19 protein-coding genes and 1 pseudogene are annotated in these 18,953 nt (G+C 68.1%); 10 read left to right on the forward strand and 10 right to left on the reverse strand.

What is annotated here, in order from left to right:
- Positions 1 to 1,990: copper oxidase (locus WOC76_RS23455; RefSeq protein ID WP_341431623.1), on the reverse strand; the 1,990-nt coding region annotated here is incomplete at its 3' end.
- Positions 1,991 to 2,260: 270 nt separating this feature from the next.
- Between WOC76_RS23455 and WOC76_RS23460 the strand changes: the two genes are divergently transcribed.
- Positions 2,261 to 2,578 carry a hypothetical protein gene (locus WOC76_RS23460; RefSeq protein ID WP_341387345.1) on the forward strand — a complete coding sequence of 106 codons (318 nt, stop codon included), beginning with the start codon at positions 2,261 to 2,263 and terminating at the stop codon, positions 2,576 to 2,578.
- Between the two features lie 24 nt (positions 2,579 to 2,602).
- On the opposite strand, the pseudogene WOC76_RS23465 reads toward WOC76_RS23460, so the two are convergent.
- From WOC76_RS23465 to WOC76_RS23475, 3 genes and pseudogenes are all read right to left on the reverse strand, one after another.
- Positions 2,603 to 3,070 (reverse strand): annotated as a pseudogene (locus tag WOC76_RS23465) (DUF2778 domain-containing protein); the annotation flags it as partial.
- A 469-nt stretch (positions 3,071 to 3,539) separates the two neighbouring features.
- Positions 3,540 to 5,090, reverse strand: coding sequence for an FAD-dependent monooxygenase (locus WOC76_RS23470; protein ID WP_341387344.1), 1,551 nt, complete (start codon positions 5,088 to 5,090; stop codon positions 3,540 to 3,542).
- Between the two features lie 49 nt (positions 5,091 to 5,139).
- Complete coding sequence (locus tag WOC76_RS23475) at positions 5,140 to 5,706, reverse strand: DUF4142 domain-containing protein (RefSeq protein ID WP_341387343.1); 567 nt, start codon at positions 5,704 to 5,706, stop codon at positions 5,140 to 5,142.
- A 188-nt stretch (positions 5,707 to 5,894) separates the two neighbouring features.
- On the opposite strand from WOC76_RS23475, the gene WOC76_RS23480 reads away from it, so the two are divergent.
- Complete coding sequence (locus tag WOC76_RS23480; RefSeq protein ID WP_341387342.1) at positions 5,895 to 6,326, forward strand: regulator; 432 nt, start codon at positions 5,895 to 5,897, stop codon at positions 6,324 to 6,326.
- A 4-nt stretch (positions 6,327 to 6,330) separates the two neighbouring features.
- On the forward strand, positions 6,331 to 6,744 hold the full coding sequence (locus WOC76_RS23485) for a hypothetical protein (RefSeq protein WP_341387341.1): 414 nt from the start codon (positions 6,331 to 6,333) through the stop codon (positions 6,742 to 6,744).
- A 31-nt stretch (positions 6,745 to 6,775) separates the two neighbouring features.
- On the opposite strand, the gene scpB is transcribed toward WOC76_RS23485, so the two are convergent.
- The 3 genes from scpB to WOC76_RS23500 are packed head-to-tail and all read right to left on the reverse strand — an operon-like array spanning position 6,776 to position 8,907.
- On the reverse strand, positions 6,776 to 7,465 hold the full coding sequence (gene scpB, locus WOC76_RS23490) for an SMC-Scp complex subunit ScpB (protein WP_341387340.1): 690 nt from the start codon (positions 7,463 to 7,465) through the stop codon (positions 6,776 to 6,778).
- On the reverse strand, positions 7,462 to 8,553 hold the full coding sequence (locus WOC76_RS23495; protein ID WP_341387339.1) for a DUF1403 family protein: 1,092 nt from the start codon (positions 8,551 to 8,553) through the stop codon (positions 7,462 to 7,464). Before WOC76_RS23495 ends, scpB begins: the two co-directional genes overlap by 4 nt.
- A gap of 57 nt (positions 8,554 to 8,610) precedes the next feature.
- On the reverse strand, positions 8,611 to 8,907 hold the full coding sequence (locus tag WOC76_RS23500) for a DUF2845 domain-containing protein (RefSeq protein WP_341387338.1): 297 nt from the start codon (positions 8,905 to 8,907) through the stop codon (positions 8,611 to 8,613).
- A gap of 418 nt (positions 8,908 to 9,325) precedes the next feature.
- Between WOC76_RS23500 and WOC76_RS23505 the strand changes: the two genes are divergently transcribed.
- Positions 9,326 to 10,333 carry a radical SAM protein gene (locus WOC76_RS23505; RefSeq protein WP_341387337.1) on the forward strand — a complete coding sequence of 336 codons (1,008 nt, stop codon included), beginning with the start codon at positions 9,326 to 9,328 and terminating at the stop codon, positions 10,331 to 10,333.
- Between the two features lie 20 nt (positions 10,334 to 10,353).
- On the opposite strand, the gene WOC76_RS23510 is transcribed toward WOC76_RS23505, so the two are convergent.
- Entirely contained in the window at positions 10,354 to 10,557 is a 204-nt protein-coding gene (locus WOC76_RS23510) for a hypothetical protein (protein WP_341387336.1), read from the reverse strand.
- Positions 10,558 to 10,668: 111 nt separating this feature from the next.
- Between WOC76_RS23510 and WOC76_RS23515 the strand changes: the two genes are divergently transcribed.
- The 4 genes from WOC76_RS23515 to WOC76_RS23530 all read left to right on the forward strand — a co-directional run bounded on the left by WOC76_RS23515 (position 10,669) and on the right by WOC76_RS23530 (position 14,209).
- Positions 10,669 to 11,625: a hypothetical protein gene (locus WOC76_RS23515; RefSeq protein WP_341387335.1), complete on the forward strand. Its 957-nt coding sequence runs from the start codon at positions 10,669 to 10,671 to the stop codon at positions 11,623 to 11,625.
- Positions 11,622 to 12,062 carry a lasso peptide biosynthesis B2 protein gene (locus WOC76_RS23520; RefSeq protein WP_341387334.1) on the forward strand — a complete coding sequence of 147 codons (441 nt, stop codon included), beginning with the start codon at positions 11,622 to 11,624 and terminating at the stop codon, positions 12,060 to 12,062. Before WOC76_RS23515 ends, WOC76_RS23520 begins: the two co-directional genes overlap by 4 nt.
- Complete coding sequence (locus WOC76_RS23525) at positions 12,047 to 13,852, forward strand: asparagine synthase-related protein (protein ID WP_341387333.1); 1,806 nt, start codon at positions 12,047 to 12,049, stop codon at positions 13,850 to 13,852. The genes WOC76_RS23520 and WOC76_RS23525 overlap by 16 nt, the downstream gene beginning before the upstream one ends.
- A gap of 81 nt (positions 13,853 to 13,933) precedes the next feature.
- Positions 13,934 to 14,209: a PqqD family protein gene (locus tag WOC76_RS23530; RefSeq protein ID WP_341387332.1), complete on the forward strand. Its 276-nt coding sequence runs from the start codon at positions 13,934 to 13,936 to the stop codon at positions 14,207 to 14,209.
- On the opposite strand, the gene WOC76_RS23535 is transcribed toward WOC76_RS23530, so the two are convergent.
- Entirely contained in the window at positions 14,109 to 15,362 is a 1,254-nt protein-coding gene (locus WOC76_RS23535; protein ID WP_341387331.1) for a nucleotidyltransferase domain-containing protein, read from the reverse strand. The genes WOC76_RS23530 and WOC76_RS23535 overlap by 101 nt on opposite strands.
- A 374-nt stretch (positions 15,363 to 15,736) precedes the next feature.
- On the opposite strand from WOC76_RS23535, the gene WOC76_RS23540 reads away from it, so the two are divergent.
- Positions 15,737 to 17,998, forward strand: a complete 2,262-nt coding sequence (locus tag WOC76_RS23540) for a GumC family protein (protein WP_341387330.1) — start codon at positions 15,737 to 15,739, stop codon at positions 17,996 to 17,998.
- Between the two features lie 190 nt (positions 17,999 to 18,188).
- A complete protein-coding gene (locus WOC76_RS23545; RefSeq protein WP_341387329.1) occupies positions 18,189 to 18,800 on the forward strand; it encodes a hypothetical protein in 612 nt (203 codons plus the stop codon).
- On the opposite strand, the gene WOC76_RS23550 is transcribed toward WOC76_RS23545, so the two are convergent.
- Positions 18,797 to 18,946, reverse strand: coding sequence for a hypothetical protein (locus WOC76_RS23550; protein ID WP_341431624.1), 150 nt, complete (start codon positions 18,944 to 18,946; stop codon positions 18,797 to 18,799). The two genes, WOC76_RS23545 and WOC76_RS23550, sit on opposite strands and share 4 nt — an antisense overlap.
- Between the last annotated feature and the right edge of the window lie 7 nt (positions 18,947 to 18,953).

An 18,953-nucleotide genomic window follows, 5' to 3' on the forward strand; every position in this document is an offset into this window, starting at 1 on the left:
GCTCCGCGAAGGGAATGTCCACGATCTGCGGCTTCATGAGACAGTCGCCGCTGCGCCACTGGCCGATCGTGCAATAGCCGTTCTGAGTGTTCATGACGGCGTCCCGGATCGCCGGAGTCCTGAAGGTCGTGATCTGGAGCGGCACATTGTCCTCCATCACGCCGGCGCCGATGCGCGGATCGAGCGTCGGCGACAGCGGCGAGTTCGCGGCGTTTGGCTGAATGGCGCGGAACTTGGTTTGATGGATGTGGAAATTGTGGTTCTCGGTTGCGAGATTGACGATCTCCCAGACTTCCCGGACCGGCGTCTGGCCGGCGCCGAGCGGCAGGCAGATGAAGGGATTCGACGTATCGAAGGCCGTGACCGGAAGCGAGGAGTTCGGCACGACGGCGCCGCTTCTGTCGAGGATTTCATAGCCGAGGCCGAAGACGTTCGGATTGGACGTATCGACGAGTCCGAAGAAGATCCTGCGCCGGAAGCCCTCCGGCAGCGGCGCGCAGTTTTGCGGCGGCGGCGCGGGCCGCGCATAGGGCACTTTCTCGAAGAAAATGCCTTGCGGGCGGTTCGCCGCAAGCGCGTCGCCGAGCAGATCGAGCGCGACGAGGCCGTTGCTCACATTGCCCCGGCCGAATCTCACCTCCGCCAGATCGACGGCGGGCCAGGGATCGCCGACGCCGCTCGCGCCGGTGGTGATGCCGACGGTCTGGAAGGTCGCCGTCGCGCCGCCGCCCGGCGGCGTCGCGATCCTGCCGTCCCTGTCGCGATAGGTGACCCACACCTCCGCGCGCGCGCCCGGCATCATCACGAAATCCTTGACGCAGATCGGATCGGCCTTGAAGCCCAGGGGCGTCTTGACCGGGCAGGGGACGACGGTGAAGCGCGCGCCGCCGAGCGTCACCTCGTCGCCTTGCGACGTGCCGGCGGGAACGTGAATGCTGACGCCGTCGACGGCGATGAGCTGCACCACGATCGGATAGGCGCCGCGATTGTCCTGGATGCGCAGCTTGTAGGTTGCGCTCGCGCCGATGTTGCTGATGCGCCAGATCTCGCCGCCCGGCCGGTTCACCTCGATCGTCGGGAAGACCGTGCCGCTGACCGGGAAATACCAACGTCCGCCGGTGTAATTATTGTCGCCCGAACTCGTATTGTCGGCGCCGGGGCAGGAGCCCCGCCGGATTTCTCCGGCGCCCGGCAGCTGCGTGCAGAAGGCCGGGTCCTGCTGATCGTTCAGCACCTCGCCATTGGAGACGGGAAGCGTGACATTCGCCGTGCCCTGTGCGAACTGGATGGCGCCCGCGGCGAGCACCTGCATGTCCTTCAGGGTCAGATGACGCACCTGGCTCTCGGGAAAGGAAAAGCCCCATTTCGATCCGCCGCCGAGATAGTCGTTGACGCCGCCGATCGAGATGATGCCCGCCAGTCCGCTCGACAGGCTGTCCGCCGTGACGCCGTGAACATGGGGATGATACCAGTCGGCGCCCGAGGGCTCGTTGCGCGGAATGTCGATTTCATAATCGAGAACGCCGCCATCGACCACCGCGCCATGCTGATGGGGCTGCGGCAGCGGACGCCCGTTCTGAGGATTGTAGAGATCGACGTAGATGTTGTCGCCCCAGGTCGGGTTCCTGGGCGACGGCGCCCGCGCCTCGACGACGAGCCCGTGCGTATGCAGATTGAGGGGCGTCAGAGGCAGGTTGATTCCGTGCGGATCGGGAACCGACGGCAGGCTCAGATTCCAGTAATGCGACACTTTCGCCTTGTCCTGCGCCGGCAGCTTGTTCACGAGCCGAACTTTCAGCAGATCGCCCTTTTTCAGCGCGAGGCGAACGCCGCCGAAGTCCGACGAGGGAGCCGCATAGGCGGGGCACGTCGTCTGTTCGTCGCGCATCCGGTAACAGATGTCATAGACCCATCCGGTCGGATGGATCGGCGCGCGCGCGCCCGGCGGAAGGAAATCGATCGCCTCGACGGGCTTGGGTTTTGCAATCATGACAATATCGAGACGGCCGTTGCGGCTTGCAAAGACCGGCGGCTCCCGGAAGGGTGCGGCATAAGCCGCTGAGGAAAAGAGCACTCCGATACAGAAGGCTGTCAGAAATAATCGCGTTTTGCCCAAAAACATGTCCGCCCCCATTAGACGATACAGGTCAGCATCTTATTGAATCGGAGACGGCGCCGTATGGCAAGCTCGACGACGCGGCTGTGTGACATTTGCCTTGCAATGAAACGTGCTGCGACAAAATCCGCGCGAGCCGCGGGCATGAAGATGGCGCGGGCGACCTTGGCCCTCGTCGCGCTTGCGCGGCCGGCCTTCGCGCATCATCTCGACGATTACGACAGGCGCCTGCGCCGGGACGCCGATCTGCCGGCCGCATGGTTCACATGCGGGTCGGCGAAGGAGTGCGAAATGGTTTCGGTCCCCTGCCAGTCGGACCTTGCGGTGGCGGCGCGCCACGCCGCGCAGGCGCGGGAGCGTCTCGTCGAGACATACCCGTTCTGCCTCGGCTCGAGCCTGCACGACACCGAGGCCGCATGCGAAGAGCATGAATGCGTCACGAAGGCGACCAAGCCGAAATGAAGACGCTTTAGAAGTAAGCTCTTTCTACTGCGTCGATACGGCGCCAGAGGCCGCGACGCTCGCCTGTGGGCGGCGCTGCTGCGGCCCCTGGGCGAGTTGCAGAAGAATCGCCCTGTCGAGCCGCGCGACGACGGCCAGGCGTTTCAGCTCGCCGGCGTCGAAGGCCTGCAAGAAGACGCTGTAGTCCTTGAAAACCACGCATCCGTTCGAGTCGCCCCTCGGCCCGAGCATGTAGGTGTGCGCGAGCAGGCCCTTGCGTCCATAGACCTCGCGCTCGTCCAGCGGCTTGAGGCGCAGGGCGCGGACGCCGTGGAAAGGCTTTTCCCTCAGTTCGAGCGCGTAGACGCTCGGCGGCGTCGGCCCGCGCATGTGCTCATGCACATAGCGGGGATCGTCCATCCTGGCGCCCAGTCCCGAATGCGCTTCGAGCATCGTTCCATTCGGGAGATAGACGGTATGGGTCGCAATGTCGTAGACGGCCGTCCACCGATCCAGGCCGGGCAGGAGCGCCGGACCGTCGTCTTCGAAAGACGCCGCCTCGGCCGGCGTCGTGCGCGGCGCGAGATCCTCGGCCGGCAGAGGTTCGGCCGACGACGGACCGGCCGTGCGCATGGGCGCCGGGCCGAAGAGATCGAATGTGAACGCCGCCCAGACGGCGCCTCCTGCAAGGAGGAGACCCGCTCCGAGACGCCCGGGGGACATTGCCCGCCGGCCAGGCCAGACCGTCGCACCAAGACAGACCGTCGCGCCAAGCCAGATCGCCGCGCCGAGCGGCGCGCCGACGAGAAGGATCAGAAAGAATTCCACGCCGTGCATTGGACTCCACCGTTTTCATAACGAGTCCATGACTGTCGTGCAGTCTTGCCGGCGATGCTGTCCATGGTCAACGGCGGCGGCGGCGCGAAGGGCGCCGTCCGCGATGGTTTATTTCATATCGTTGCATATCCATCACATGCGTGGCCTATTCCGCCGCCGACCGGCGGTCGCGCCGCGCCCAGACGAGCCCCTGCCGGGCGAAATAGCGCTCGAGCGCGGCGGGCTGGCCGGCGGGATCGGCGAGAGCGACATAACCGTCCGGCCGGACGAGATAGAGCGCGTCGCGCGCCAGGCCCGCCGCAAGCGGCGCCGGCCCCCAGCCGAAGACATGAAGCGGCAGGCCGCGATCGTCGCACCACGCCGAGAGCGCGCGCCCGGCCGCTCCATAGACATGCGCCTGCCAGCACATGTCCGAAAGCGGCGCGAAATTGTCGCGCGTCCCGTCGGGCGCCCAGGGAAGACGGTCGCCGCCCGCGACGGCGCCGGCCGAGCCCTCGCTGAGCGGGCCGCCGCGATAGTTCAGCGCGATCTGCGAAACCGTGCGGAAGACATAATCGCGCACCGGCTGGAGCGCCATGAGCCTCGGCAGCAGCAGCGGCGTGAGGCGCGTGCGCATCAGATCGGCGACGCGTCCCTCCGCGGTCGCGAAACTGAAGACGCGATCGGTCGTCGCCACGAGCCGCCGCGCGAAGCCGATCCGCTCTGCCTCGTAACTGTCGAGCAGGCTGTCGGGCGCGAAGCCGCCGAGCGCCGCGGCGAATTTCCAGGCGAGATTGATCGCGTCGCCGATGCCGGTGTTCATGCCCTGGCCGCCGGCGGGGCTGTGAATATGCGCGGCGTCGCCGAGCAGGAACACGCGGCCGAAGCGGAAATGCTCCGCGACCCGGTGATGCACGCGATAGGTCGAGAACCAGTTGAGCGTCTCGACCGCGACCTTCATGTGCGCGATGGCGCGCGCGCCGACATCCGTGAATGTCAGCGTCTCCGCGCGCGCGGCCCGCTCGTCGCGCACCGTGCCGATGAGCCGCGCGCGTCCCGCGCCGGCCAGCGGAAACACCGCGAGAAAATCGGCCTCGTCGAGGTCGATGTGCAGCTCGCCGTCGAGCGCCGGCCCGGACGCCTCGACATCGGCGACATAGAACACGCGCCCATAGGTTCCGCCCGGAAAGCCCGCCTGCAACAGCCCGCGCACGGTCGAATGCGCGCCGTCGCATCCGGCGAGATAGGTCGCCTCGCAGATTTCCTCCGTTCCGTCCGGGCCGCGCAGCCTGGCGCCGACGCCGTCGCCTTCGTCGAAAAAACCGATCAGTTCGGTGTTGCGCTCGACGGCGACGCCGAATGTCGCGAGGCGGTCGATCAGCAGGCGCTCATGTTCGTCCTGCGGAAAGATTTCCAGAAAGGGGAAGGCGGTGAGGCCCGCGCCGACCGCGTCGAAGGAAATGCGCGCGGCCTTTTCGCCGCGCGCCCAGAGATTGACCGCCGGCACGCGCCGGCCGCGCGCCAGCACCGCCTCGGCGAGGTCGAGTTGGCGATAAAGCTCAAGAGTGCGCGCATGGATGGCGAGCGCCCGCGAGGTTTCGCCGGGCCCCGCGTCGCGGTCGACGATCCTGACGGCGACGCCCAGTCTCGAAAGCCACAGCGCCAGCGCGAGGCCTGTCGGTCCGGCGCCGACGACGAGAACGCCCGTGCGGTTCATTCCGATCCTCCAGCGGCGGTCATTTCGGCCCTTCGGGGCGCGCGTGCGTTTACATCACGCCCGAAGGTTCGCGCAGACTCTCGGCCTGGTCCAGATGCTTCTGGAGCATGGCGATGGAATTCTGCGCGAAGCTGCGCAGCCCGGCGTCGTCGCCGTTCGAGGCGTAGCTCTGGAAGAGTCTCAGCGCCTCCTGATGGCCCTTGATCTGCTGCATGCGGAAGGTCTTGTCGAAGTTGCGCTCGGCGCTCGCCCTGAGCTGGTTGAGCTCCGCCTGCCGCTCATTGTCGAGCGCGCCAGGAAGCTGCATTCCGCCCGCCTTCTGAACGAGCGACTTCAGCTCGTCGTTCATCCTGGTGTGATCGTTGATGATCATCTGGGCGAATTGCTTGAAGCCCTGTCCGGTCGCCTTGTTTTCGGCCTCCTGTCCGGCCTGGATTTCGAACTGGCCGATGTTCCACGCCTGGGTGATGAACTGATCCGTCGTGAGCCGCTCGGCCTGGGTCAGGGGCGCCGTGGCGGCGGGATTTTGCTGGCTCTGCTGGCGCATCGTCTGGGCCTGCAGCGGCGTCGAGAGAGCGATGGCGAGGACGGCGCTGGATGCGATTGCCAGTTTCATGTGGGACTCCCTTGTCGCCCCCCGCGCTCAACGCGCCATGCGCCCCGCCGTTCCTGTCCGATCCGATCGACGACGGGCCGCGAGGGCAAATTGCCCGGCCGCGCCGGGGCGTTCCGCCCTAGGCGCGGCGCGCCCGCCTGCGCCAGTCTCGACCGCGCAGAACGCTTCGAGACAGTGGAGATGAACATATGACCGCCTTCGCCTTCGACGATCGACATGTCAGATGGAAAGAGATCGAGGGAATCGACCATCTGGCGCTGTCCGTTCTCGACATGGATGAGACGAACCGCGTCAGTCACGTCCTGTTCAAATTCGCCGCCGGGCGGAAGATCCTTCTCCACCGGCATCTGACGATGAACAAGACGATGACGCTGCGCGGCGAACATCGCATCTACGAGCCGGACGGGCGGCTGAAGGAAATCCGGCCGGCGGGACGCTTCACGGTCGCGCCGCCCTCGGACGAACCCCATCGCGAGGGCGGCGGCGCGGAAGACGCCATCGTTCTCTTCGCGATCCACGGCGACGGTGCGCTCTATGAGGCGCTGGATGACAGGCTGAGCGTCCTGCGCACGCTCTGCGCGCAGGATTTCGCGCGCCTCTTCGACCGGGAGGGAAACTAGCGCCATGCCGCTCTCCGCCTTCGCCCTATGCGGCGCCCTCTGCCTGTCGATGGCGCTGATCGAAGCCTGGCTGCTCGTCGCGCTGCGCGCCCCCGGCGACGCGCTGGCGCGGCTCCTGCCGAACCGGGCCGATCTCGTGCGCTCCCATATCGATTATCTGATGATGGCGCTCTTTCTCTTCGTCTTCTACGGCCTGTGCCGCGCGACGGGCGCGGCGCCCGCCGGCTGGCTGATCGCCGCGGCCTGCCTCGGCGCCGTCTTCAACCCCTTCGCCTTTCTCGTCCATGCGGCGCGGCCGGCCTTCAAGGAGGCGCCGCCCGCGCCCTTCTTCGCCGCCATCGTCGCAAGCTGCGTCGCCACGACGATCGGCTTCGCGGCGACGGCGTGGACGCTCGCGGCGGCCGCCGTCCTTTCGTGATGAGGACGGCGCCCCCCAAGCGCGCCGTCGCTCACCCCTCGGCCTCGGTCTCGTCGAAGGCGGCGTCTTCCGCCTCGTGGACTCCGAGCGCGTCGTCGAGCGCGGCTTCGATCGCCGCGTCGGCCGCCTGTCCGAGCGCGCCGTCGAGCGCGTCCATGTCGGGCAGATCGGACAGGCTCGCGAGCGCGAAGACCTCGAGGAAGCGCGGCGTCGTCACCCAGGCGACCGGCGCGCCGGGCGCGGGCGCGCGCGGACCGGGCGCGATGACGCCGGCGCGGCTCAGGCGGCCGAGAATGTCGCGGGAAATCTCGCAGCCGAGCAGGCGCGAGAGTTCGGCGCGGGTGACGGGCTGCTGATAGGCGACGCCGGAGAGCGCCAGCATTTCGAGCCTGGTGAAGGCGGGCGGCCCGGCGTCTTTCGCCTCGCCGAGCGCGCGCAGCGCCTCGGCGTAGCGCGGGCGCGTGCGAAACTGAAAGCCCCCGGCGACGGCTACGATCTCATAGGGACGCCCGCCCAGTTCGGCGCGGATGTCGGCGAGAAGATCGTCGAGCCGGCAGGCGTCGCCGACGAGGGCCGCGAGCGTCTCGCGCGACGCCGGGCCCGAAGAGGCGAAGATCGCCGCCTCGACGCGCCCCATCCATTCGCGCCAGCGCAGGCCCTCCGGCAGGTCGGCGAGGTCGCGGTCGAGGCCCCTGGCGGGTTTCGCGGGACGGCGGCTCACAGGCCGTAAATCCGGAAGGCCGCGCGCCCGGTGAGTTCGCGCGCGGCCCCGAGCGCCACCAGGCGGTCGAAGAGGCGCCGCGCCGCGCGGTCGGACATGCCGCTCGCGCGCGCCGCGGCCAGGGGCGTCGCGCCGTCGTCGGCGAGCAGCATCTCGACGACGCGGCCCGCGCCCCTGGCCCGCAATCCCGGCGCGACGCGCAGGAGCCTGTCCGCCCGCCGCGCCAGATCGGCGGCGCGCGCATGGGCCTGCGCGGCGGCGAGTCCATAGGCGCGGGCGACCGCCTCCGGCCAGTCGGCGTCGGCCGGGCGCGGCCGTCTGGCGATGGGCCCGCGCCGCGGCGACGCCTGCGCGACGGCGACAGCCAGCAAGGGGACCGGCCGCGCCCAGCCGAGCCGGGCGGCCAGGGCGAGATCGGCGACGAACAGGGCGAAAATCTCCGCCTCGACGCCGCCGCCCGCGGCGCAGAGCGCCGGCGCCGCCGCGCTGGCGCGGGCCGCGGCGGCGAGCGGATCGGGCGCGGCGGCCACGCTCTCCCGCAAGGCCGCGGCGGCCGCGTCGGCGTCGAAAAGCGGCCCGAGCAGCGCGCCGGCGCGCGCCAGCGTCTGCGCGTCGAGACCGGCGGGGCGCGCCGCGCAGAGCCGGAACAGCCGGTGCAGCCGCCCCGCCGGGCTCGTCGCCCCGCCTTCCGCCGCCGCCAGATGCTCGGCGTCGCGCAGGGCGCCCGCATCCTCGCGCAGCCGCGCAAAGCCCGCGCAGGCGGCGGCGGCCGAAAGCGCGAGCCGCTGGCGCAGGACCCCCGCGAAAGGCGGCTCGGCGCCCGCGGCGGCGCCGCGCAGGACGGCGTCGAAACGGGCGAGGCCCGCCCCGGCGAAAAACGCCGCCGCGCCGTCGCCCGCGTCCGGAACCCGCGCCCATTGCGGAAAGGGCTGAGGCTCGGCCAGCTCCGCCGGCGCGGCCGCGGCCCGGCGCGCGTGGCCGCGTCGCCGGGCAGGGGTAGGGGCGGTTGGGACAAAGGCAGAAGAGGTTGGGGCGGGGGCAGAGGTTGGGGCGCCGGTTGGGGCCGCCGTCGAATCAAGGGAGCTCATGGGCGAATCGTAGCCGCCGGCGGCGCTTTGTCATTCGATTTCGACGCCGATCCGCCGTCAGCCGCCGCGCCCCAGCTCCTCGATCCGAACCAGACGATCGTTCTGGAAGGTCAGTCTTCTGAGGAATTTCGTCGGCCCGAAGTCATAGATCCACGCCTCCTGCTCGATCGGATTGGCGGGGGCGCTGATCCATGCCGGCGGCCCGCAGATCTTGAGCACCTCATAGGCGCTCAGCCCCTCGGTCACGAGCCGGGCGCCGCAAGTGAAAGCGAAGGCCGGACAGGCCGACGCGGCGCAGGCGAGCGCCCCCACGGCCAGCCTGCCCGCCGCTTTTGCCGCCAGCCTGCCCGTCATGTCGTTCTCCGCGCCGAATGCCGCTCAACGGGCGAGGAGGCGGGATGTTCCGCGGCGCTTTGGGGGCGCCCGCCGCTTGGTTGCAACCCTTGCGGCGCTTGGACGTTGTCTTGCGTGGAGCGTTTGGACGCGAGCGAAGAGGGGGAATTGCAATGCTCGATTTTCTCAGGGATTTTCTCGCCGCCCTTCTGGGCTGGTTCTGACCGCGCCCGGCCGGGGCGGCGCGCGCGGGCGTCCCCTGTCGCGCGGCGCGCCGCCCCGAAACGACGCCGGAGCGCAAGCGGGGCCGGGCGCCCAAACAATACGCGTTCGACAAGCGATCCGGTTCGAGTTGCCGTTACATTCGAAGATCGCTAGGTTTCGCAAGGGTCGCCGGCGCGTCCAACCGGATCGGGGCGCCGTCGAGCGGAGCGTTTCATTGCCTGAATACAAAGTCGTCGGATTGCTCTACACGCGCGCCTGTCCGCTCGCGTGCGCCCATTGCATCACGGAGTCGTCGCCGCAGGCGAAGGAGCGGATGCGTCTGCGCGAGGCGCGCGACTATTTGCCGGCCATCGCCGGTTTCGGCGCGCAACTGTGTTTCACCGGCGGCGAGCCCTTCCTGCATTACAAGGACATCGCCGAATTGATCCGCGAGGCGAAACGCCTCGGCCTGCACGTGTCGCTCGTCACCGGAGCCGGCTGGGCGCGCACGGAAGCGACGATGCGCGCGAGGCTCCAAACGCTGGTCGACGCCGGACTCGACGGGCTGTGCATTTCATGGGACCGCTATCACGAAGCCTTTGCGAAGGCCGACGGCGCGGCGACGCTTGCGAAGATCGCCGTCGATCTCGGCGTCAAGGTCAATGTGCGCGCCGTCGTCGCCGCAAAGGGCGACATGGACGCCTATCACAGGACCTTCGACGGCCTGCCGGTCTCGCCGGACGGACATGAGGTCATCCGGCTGGGACGCGCGACGTCCCTTCCCGAGGACCATTTCAGTTTCGAGGAGGAGCCGCCGCGCGGGGTCTGCAACACGGTGTTTTCGCCGGTGGTGGAGCCGGACGGAAACGTCTATGTCTGCTGCGGGCCGGCGCGGTTCTGCCGCAGGCCGTCGCCTCTGCTGCTAGGAAACGCCAGGCAAGAGCCGCTCGAACGGATATTGTCGCGCGCGCTCGAGGATCCAATCCTGGAGATCATCTATAATCTCGGCCCCTACGGACTCTACCACCTGCTGAAAAGCCATGGGGCCGACATGAGCGCATTCACGCGCCGGGCGGAATATACGGGCATCTGCGAATTGTGCCTCGACATCACCGACTCCCCCGAACTGGTCAGCGCCCTTCGCGAGATCCTCAGCGGACGGGACGCCTCGCGGCTTCTCGCGGTGTCGAGATTGTGGAGAACCGCCGCATTCGGCGCGGCGCAGCAGCTTGCGCCGGGATGAGCCGATCCCGGACCGGCGCCTTAAAGGATCAGACCGCTCGTGCGCAACAATTGCAGGATCGAGAGAAGCAAGCCTCCATCCAGGGCTCCCGCTGTGCTCAAGCGGAGGGTTATCTCCTTGAGGTCGCCATATTCCCTGAGTTCGGGCGTAGTGTAGACCTGCTTTTGCACCCGCTTTGGCGCCGCGCCCGGACCGTCCGGACCGCTTGCGGAAAAACTGTCCATGCCGGCTATCTCCGCATGATTTCCCGAGCAGATCGAACCGCGTGACTGTCTGCTTAAAATCACGCTGAATATGACATATGACTTGCTTGCTCTCAACTGCAAGGGGAAGAATTGGCCGCGGCGCTCCCGTTCCGTTACAGTGTTTACGGCGTGACGCTCGACTCCGACGTCAGCTTCGCCTTGCCCGCGGCGCGCGACGGAGCGACGGGGGACAGGATCAGGATCGCGCGCGGACGGGGCCGCGAATTCGACACCCGTCTGGCCGGTCTCGCCCTCGACGCCGACGCGCCCGTCCACCAGCTTCTTCTGGAAGACGGCGGCCTCTACATGCGTTGGTCGGGCGTCTTCGACCTCCTCGTCGCGCCCGACGGCGGCCGCATCTCGTGCCGCAGCTTCGGCGCGCATGCGCTGGACTATGTCGAAGCCTATCTGCTCAATTACGCCGTCAGCGCGGCGCTTCTCCTGCGCGGCGAGGAAACCTTGCACGCCACCGCCGTCGATATCGGCGGACGCGTCGTCGGCCTGCTGGGGGCGAGCGGCTCGGGCAAGTCCACGCTGGCCTCGTTCCTGAGAACCAAGGGCGCGCGCATCGTCACCGACGACGTTCTGCGCATCGGCGGCGCCGACGCGCCGCGCGCTTATCCGGGGCCGCATCGGCTGAAGCTCTTCGACGAATCCGCGACGCGTTTCCTCGCCGGCGCGTCGCCGTCCGGGCGATGGAGCCCGATGCGGGACAAGTTCGTTTACGATCTCGGCCTCGCGGAGCCCGCCCTTGATCCGCAGCCCCTTGTCGCCCTCTATCATCTGCGGGCGCCGCAGAGCGGCGGCGACGGCCGGATCGCGCTCACGCGCCTGCGCGGCCTGGAGCTGTTTCGCACGATCGGAGGATCGACGATGAACAATGCGCTGCGCACGCCCGGCCGGCTCGAACGTCATTTCCGCTTCGTCGAACGCCTGGCGAGACGCCTGCCCGTCCATGCGCTCGCCTATCCGCGCGATTTCGTTTCGCTCGAAGAGGTCGCCGCCGCGATCTTCCGCACGGCGGACGCAGCAGGGACGGGCGCATGAGGCGCGCGGCTTTGGCCCGGCGCCGGAGCGCATCGGACTGGCGGCTCTTCACGGAGGCGGCGGCGACGATCGTGATCTGCCGCCTTTCTCTGCGGCGGCGAGACTTCACCAAGACGGGCGCCTGGGCCGTCCGGCCGACGCGGCGCGTCGGAGCGGCGCCAGTCGAGCGGCTCGTTTGGGCGGTCGAAGCCGCGGCGCGCAGGCTGGGCGGCGTGACCTGCCTGTGCAAGGCGCTCGCGCTTCAGCGCATGATGACGCGCGCCGGCCATGTCTCGGAGCTGAGGATCGGCGTCGATAAATCGGGTGGCGCGCTCCTCGCCCATGCGTGGCTCGTCCACGACGGCGCCGCTCTGGTCGGCGGCCCAGAGGCGGCCGGCTACACGGTGCTCGCCGCCTGGCGGTCCGACCGGAGCGAGGACGAATGGCGTTTCTCGTAATCTTCAACGAAGACGGCGCGCCGGTCGATGACGACCTGCGCGGCCTCTGGCCGGCGTGCGCCGGGCGCGTCGAGCGCGTCGAGCGCGCATCGGCCGGCGCGCCGCAGCTCGCCATGTTCCTGTCGAACCCGGCGGAGCTTGGCGACGCCGGCCGCGCCCGCCATGAACAGGCGGGCAAGGACGACGCCCACGACGCCTCCCTGCACGGGCTCGAGCTCATTGGCCGGATCAGGCTCGACCGGCGCGACGACATTCGCGCGGCGCTGGGGGCGCCGGCGTCGGCGTCCGACGCCGCGCTGTGCCTGCGCGCCTATGGCCGATGGGGCGACGGCTGCGTCGATCATTTGCGCGGGGATTTCTGCTTCGTCCTGTGGGACGCGCCGCGCCGACGCCTGTTCTGCGCGCGCGATCAGCTCGGCGTGCGGCCGCTGTTTCACGCGCAGGCGAAAGGGAGATGGGTCATCGGCGATTCGCTCGACGTCGTCGCGCGCGCGTCGCGCCTCACGAACGAACTCGACGACGCGTGGATCGCGGATTTCCTGCTCGAACCTTTCTGTCAGGATTTCGAGCGGACGGTGTACAGCCATGTGAAGCGCCTGCCGCCGGCGCATCTGCTCATCGCGTCGCGCGACGGCGGCGCCATACGGCGATACTGGTCGCTCGAAATCGAAACGCCGCTTTTTCTGCAAAGGCCGCAGGATTATCTCGATCGCTTCCACGAGACGCTGGCGCGCGCCGTCAGGGATCGCCTTCCGCCGGGAACGGTCGGCGTGACGATGAGCGGCGGCCTCGATTCGACGACGCTCGCGGCGAAGGCCGTCGAGGTCGCGGGCGACGCGGCGCGCGTCGTCGCCTTCACGAGCCATTTCGAACGGCTCATTCAGGACGATGAAGCGCGTTTCAGCGCGCTCGTCGCGGCGCGGCTGGGACTCTCGCAAAAATTCGCCGCCATGGACCGCATCTGCGAGCTGCACGCCGAGGCGCCGCATCTCCCCACGGCGGAGCCCGGCGGCCCCACGGCGAAGGCGCCCGCGCGGCAGGCGATCGAGACCGACATGGCGCGGCAGACGACGGTCTGGCTCTTCGGCGAAGGGCCGGACAATGCGCTGACATTCGAATGGCTGTCTTATCTGCGCTGGCTCGCCGGCCAGGGCGACTGGCGCCGATTCGCCGGCGCCGTGGGGCGTTACATTCGAGACAAGCCGCCGCGCGACTGGATGCGCGTCCTCGAGGCGCCGGGACGTCTCGCGCGGCGGATCGACGGCGCGCCGCCAAACGATCCGCCGCCGTGGATCGACGCGGATTTCGCGCGGCGCGCCGGTCTTGCCGAACGCCGGACGCAAAGGCTCGCGACAGCGTCTCACCCCTGGCGGCCGGCCGCCATGCGGTCCTTCGCCAGCCCGGTCTGGCAAAGGCTTTTCGAACACATCGACCCCGTGATTGCGGGCTCGGCGCTCGATTATCGCCACCCCTATCTCGACCTCGACGTTTTGACCTTCATGCTGGCGACGCCGCCGATCCCCTGGGCAAGGCGCAAGCGCCTGATCCGGGACGCCATGCGCGGCAGGCTTCCCGACGAAATCCTTTCGCGCGACAAAACGCCCCTCGCCGTCGATCCTCTCGCGGTCGCCGCGCGCGCCGCGACGCCAAGGCCCCTTTCTGCAAACGCGGCGCTGTCGCGCTACGTGGACGCGGCGCGATTGCAGATCGGCGGCGCGGCGCCGACGGCGGTCGAGTCCCTCGAGAAAGTCAGACTGCTCGACGCCTGGCTCCGCGACCGGCCGCGATGAGAAAGAACGAGACGCAACGCGCCGCTTCGGTTAGGAGACGAAAGCGCAAGGCCGTAACCTGCGCCACAGGAGGTGAACTCAATGGATCCAGCCGCCCGCATTCGGCAGGCGAACAATCAGGTCTCCTGCGATCTGGATGAGGAAACCGTGATCCTCCACCTCGAGAATTCGCTCTATTACGGAACCGATCGCGTCGGCGCCTGCATCTGGGAGGCGTTGCGCCGGCCCGCCCGCATCGACGAGATATGCGCGGCGGTCATGGAGCGCTTCGAGGTCGACGAAGACCGCTGCCGCGCCGATGTGGCGAAATTTCTGGACCGGTTGCGCGCGGCGGGCCTGCTCGACGTGATCGCGTGAGAAGCGTCAGGCCGTATTTGCGCGCCAGCCGCAGATAACGCAGCAGCGCATACAGAAAAAAGAGGCGATCCGGCAGAAGGACGGCGTCGAGCTCCAGCGGAGTCGGACGCAGGACGGCCGCCGCGAGATAGCGCAGCCTGTCGCCGCGCGGCATGACGGCAAGATAGGTCCACGGTTCGAAAAGCGTCGCCGGCAGGTCGCGACGCGCGCGAATCCGGCGCGCGATCGCGCAAACGCGTCGATCCGATTCCGCCCACGCCGCCACGGCCGGCGGAAGAGGCGCGGCGAGAGAGGCGCGCGCGAGGACAAGTCCGAGCTGGAGCATCCGGGGCGCGCCGATCGGCAATCGGCCCGACATCAGCCGGTCCCAGTCGAGATCGGGACGCCGGCGAATGAAATCGGCGACGTCGCTCATGTGACGAAACGCCGCCCATCCATGCTTGGACCCATGGAAACAGAGATAGCACAGGGTCTCCTCGGGGCCGAAGGTGAGGATGGAACGGCCGCCGAGTTCGATCGCGCATGTCGCGAGCGGCGCGCGCGCGGCGAAGGAATAATCATTCTCGGTCAGCGCCCAGTGCAGATCGACGCAGACGCCGGAGACCGGATTCACGAAGCAGAGTTCGTTCGATAGTCTCCGCAGCAGGCGCTCATGGCGCGAAGACGCAAGCGCATGGACCGGCTCATAGCCACAGGCCTTCAGCGCGCGCGTCGCGCATCCGAGGCGATCGGGCGGCGCGAAAAGGTCGAGGTCCGAAAATTCCCGCATGAGAACATTGGCGTAAATCTGTTGCGCCAGAACCGGACCCTTGAACCAAACCGGCCGGAGTCCTTTCGCGGCGAAGGCGCGATCCAGCCGGAGAAGTTCGCCCGTGAGCCAGAGATTGCGGAAAGCGACCGCCTTGTTGCGGGTTTCAAGCTCGCCGCGAAGCGGGGCCGGCATTTTTCCGCAGGCGAGCGCGTCGATGTGGGCGTGCGCGAGCGGCGCGACGCCGTGCCGGATCGCGAGCGCGACAAAACGGCTCCAGTCGAGGTCGCGGCGCGCCGCAAGCTCCTGCGCGCAACGTCGCGCATGGGCGTCGAGACGCGTTCTGATGCAAAACAGAAGGAGGCGTTGTTCTGGCAGAATATCCAAACCGGCCCATGCGCTCATTAATATCGGCGGCGTCCAAGCTCGCTTACATGAGCTGTAGGATTACATGAGAGCTTGACGGGGACGAGATAAAAATTAAACGATAAACTGTAGTTTTGCTGTGCGTCTCCTCGGCGCGGGGCAGGATGGATGTAAAGCGTAAGCGTAACCTCTTGTCCTTGTCCTCACGGGAGCGTTCGACGCGCTTCCTTTACACGGCGACGACTTGACCTTCACCAAGCGAGTCTCATGGCGAAGCTGCGGCTTCTTGTTGCGATCGAACGATCGGACGAGCCCTTGAGCGGCGGACACGAATTTCTGTCGCCTGTCCCGTTACAGCAGCGGCCGCAAGGCTCGTCACGAAAGGCAAGATGCGCGCGAACGGAAACCGCGAGATGAGCGATGAGCCTCGCCGCCAACCGCCGGCCGAACGCGACGCGCCCGCGCGCGGCCTGACGGTGGGCGGGTCCTACAGCCCGCGGGAGGGATATCGTTACGCCGACATCGCCGCCTCGCTCGTGGAAGGCCCCGCCGCCGATCTGCGCAAGCTTCTGCGCCTGCTCAAAAAGCGGAAATGGCTGATCTGCGGGATCGCCGTCGTCGTCGGCCTCGCGGGACTCATGCGGGCGCTCATGCAGGAGCCGCTCTACGCATCGACGGTTCGGCTGCAACTGAACCGCGGCATTTCCACTTTCGGCAAGAACGGCGGGTTCCAGCTCCTCGAAATCGACGAGTCCTGGTTCGACACCGAAGTGGAGCTCCTCAAGAGTCGCGATCTCGCCGAACGGGTGGCCGCCATGACGCAGACGCGAGGCGGCGGCGGCGTGGCGTCCGGCGGCCCGCGCCGCGCGGTACGCACAGCCGAACCATCCGAGCAGGAGCTTGCGACCGAGACGATCCTCGCCCATGTCGCGGTCGCGGCGCTCAAGCCGACGCATCTCGTGGACATCACCGTCACCGATCGCGATCCGGCGCGCGCGCAAGGGATCGCCCGCGCCTATGGCGAGGCGTCCCTCGCGGTCAATCGCGACAAGCGGCTCGAGGCCAACGCCGACGCCAAGACCCTGCTCGAAGATCAGATCAAGCAGCTCAAGCATCGGCTCGAGGACGCCGACAAGGCCGTGCTCGCCTTTGCGGAAAAGGAACGCATCGTCAGCACCAACGACAAGGTTTCGGTCGCCGAGAGCAATCTCTCCGCCGCCAGCGCCGCGCTGAGCGGCCTCATCGCCGAGCGCATCAGAAACGGGGAGCTCTGGCGCCAGGTCGAAGACGAATCGAAGGACCTGCCGCAAATCCTCGCCAACAAGGCCGTCGAGGAGCTGCGCAGCCAGCGCCGACAGATTCTCGCCGAGTATCGCGAAAAGTCCGAGACCTTTCGCTCGGACTATCCGACCATGATCCAGCTCAGGGGCAAGCTCCAGGAAATCGACCGCCAGCTCGCCGCCGAGGTGAAAACCGTCAGAGCCTCGCTGAAAGCCGCCTATGAAGCCTCGCTGCATCAGGAAGGCGAGATGCGGCAGAGAGTCGACAAGCTGCGCGGCGAGATGCTCGAACTGCAAAGACACGGCATTCAGTACAACATCCTGAAACACGACGCGGACGCGACGCGCTCGCTCTACGACAGTCTGCTCGAGCAGTACAAGCAGCTCGACATCGGCGGCGGCGGCGCGAGCCGGGTGCTTGTCGTGGGCAAGGCGCGGCTCCCGCGCGCGCCGATCCGGCCCGATCCCCTGAAATGGTTTCTGATCGGCCTTTCGCTCGGGCTCGGCGTCGGCGTCGCCCTCGCCTGGGCTCTGGACCATGCCGACGACCGCGTCCATCTGCCGCCCGATGCGGAACAGGCGTCGGGCCTGCCGCTGCTCGGCGTCATTCCGAGGCCGAGCCGCAAGCACAGTTTCGAAACCGAAGCCGAGAATCCCGCGTCAGCCGTCTCCGACGCCTTTCGCGCCGTCTGCCTGCTGCTGCGCTTCTCGACGCAACACGGCGTGCCGAAAACGCTGATGGTCACGAGCGCCAATCCGGCCGAGGGAAAATCGAGCGCCTCGCTCGGCATCGCGCGCGAATTCGCCGCCATGGGCCTCAAGGCGCTCGTCATCGACGCCGATCTGCGCAAGCCGTCCCTGCATGTCAAAACCGGGCTCGGCAACAGCGTCGGGCTCACCACCTATCTGTCGCGCAATTGCGGGGTCAACGACGCCATTCAGCCGTCCGGACGCGACAATCTCTTCGTCATGACCTCGGGCCCGACGGCGCCCAATCCGGTGGAGCTTCTCAGCGGCCCCCGCTTCGCCTCGCTGCTTACGGGAAGCGGCGAGGTCTTCGATCTCGTGGTCGTCGACGCGCCGCCGGTGATGGGGCCGGCGGAGACGCTTCTGCTGTCCAACACGGTGGCGGCCACGGTGCTGATCGTCGCCGCCGGAGAGACGCGGATCGACCAGGCGCATAATGCGGTCAGATTGCTGCAACAGGCCCGCGCCACGACGCTCGGCGTGGTGCTCACCAAATTCGACGCCAGCGCGGGCTATGGTTACGGCTATGGCTATGGCTATGGATACGGATACGGGCGCGAGGACAGGGAAGAGGCTGGCGCGGACGCGCCGGAGGAACTCGCTTCCCCGGCGCGGCCGTCGTCCGACGCGCCGCCCCTCATGGGATGAGCGCGCCTTGCGCCCGTGCGGAGATGTCGGCGGGCGCAGCCCTCTCGAAGAGAGAGAGGTGCAACCTTCTCGAAGAGAAAATCGTTTCTTTCACTGTCTTCGAAAGAGCGGACGACCGGACGCCGCCTTGATCGACTTCTGGCGCGTCGCATGCTTCGGCCGAGCGCCGAACCAGCCGCAGGAGGAAGAATTGTCCGATGGCTCCACGCCCCGCCCCGCCGAGGACGCGCACGAGAAACTCGATCGCGACGAATTGCTCACGCGCCTGCGCGACGTGACCGACCAGCGCGACAAGCTGCTGTCGCAATTCGAGGCCATGGCGCTGCAGGTGGACGAATCCGTCAGGGAAATAGACGACGCCCAGCTCGACGCGCAGCACAATGCGCAGCAGGCGCATGACAGCGCGCGCCGGGCGGAGGCGGAGGCGGCGCGGGCCGAAGATCTCGTGCGCCAGCTCGACGAAGAGCGCCGCAGGCGGGACGAGCTCGCCGCGGAATTCGACAGATTTCGCGAGACGGCCGCGCATCGGATCGAGGACGACCCATGGGGTCTGCTGTGGGCCGCCCTCGCCCAGATCCTTCACGACGCCGTCGCCTGGCTGCGCGCGAAACTCCCGCCCGACAGCGCGCTGCTGCCCTGGTTCGACCGGACGGTGGAGGGGGCGAAGACGGCGTTTCGCCTGGCGGTGAAGGCGATGGCCGCCTTTTTCGACTGGGCGAAGCCGCACGCGCTCGCCATCTGGGCGCGGCTGCGTGCCGAAGCCGCGCGGCTCATGGGCGGGAGCCAATCCGGCCCGCGCTAGCGTCCCGGCCCGCCCATGGCGCGCGAAAGCCAGAGCGCGAGGCGCACGAGGCGGCTGTTCGCCGCCAGAAACAAGGTGGCCCGCGCCCACAGGCGGCGGATGCGCCCCAAAGCCATATCGGCCCCTTCCGTTGCGTGCAGAAACATTTTCGTC

The organism is Methylocystis sp. IM3 (assembly GCF_038070105.1).
GTDB lineage: Bacteria > Pseudomonadota > Alphaproteobacteria > Rhizobiales > Beijerinckiaceae > Methylocystis.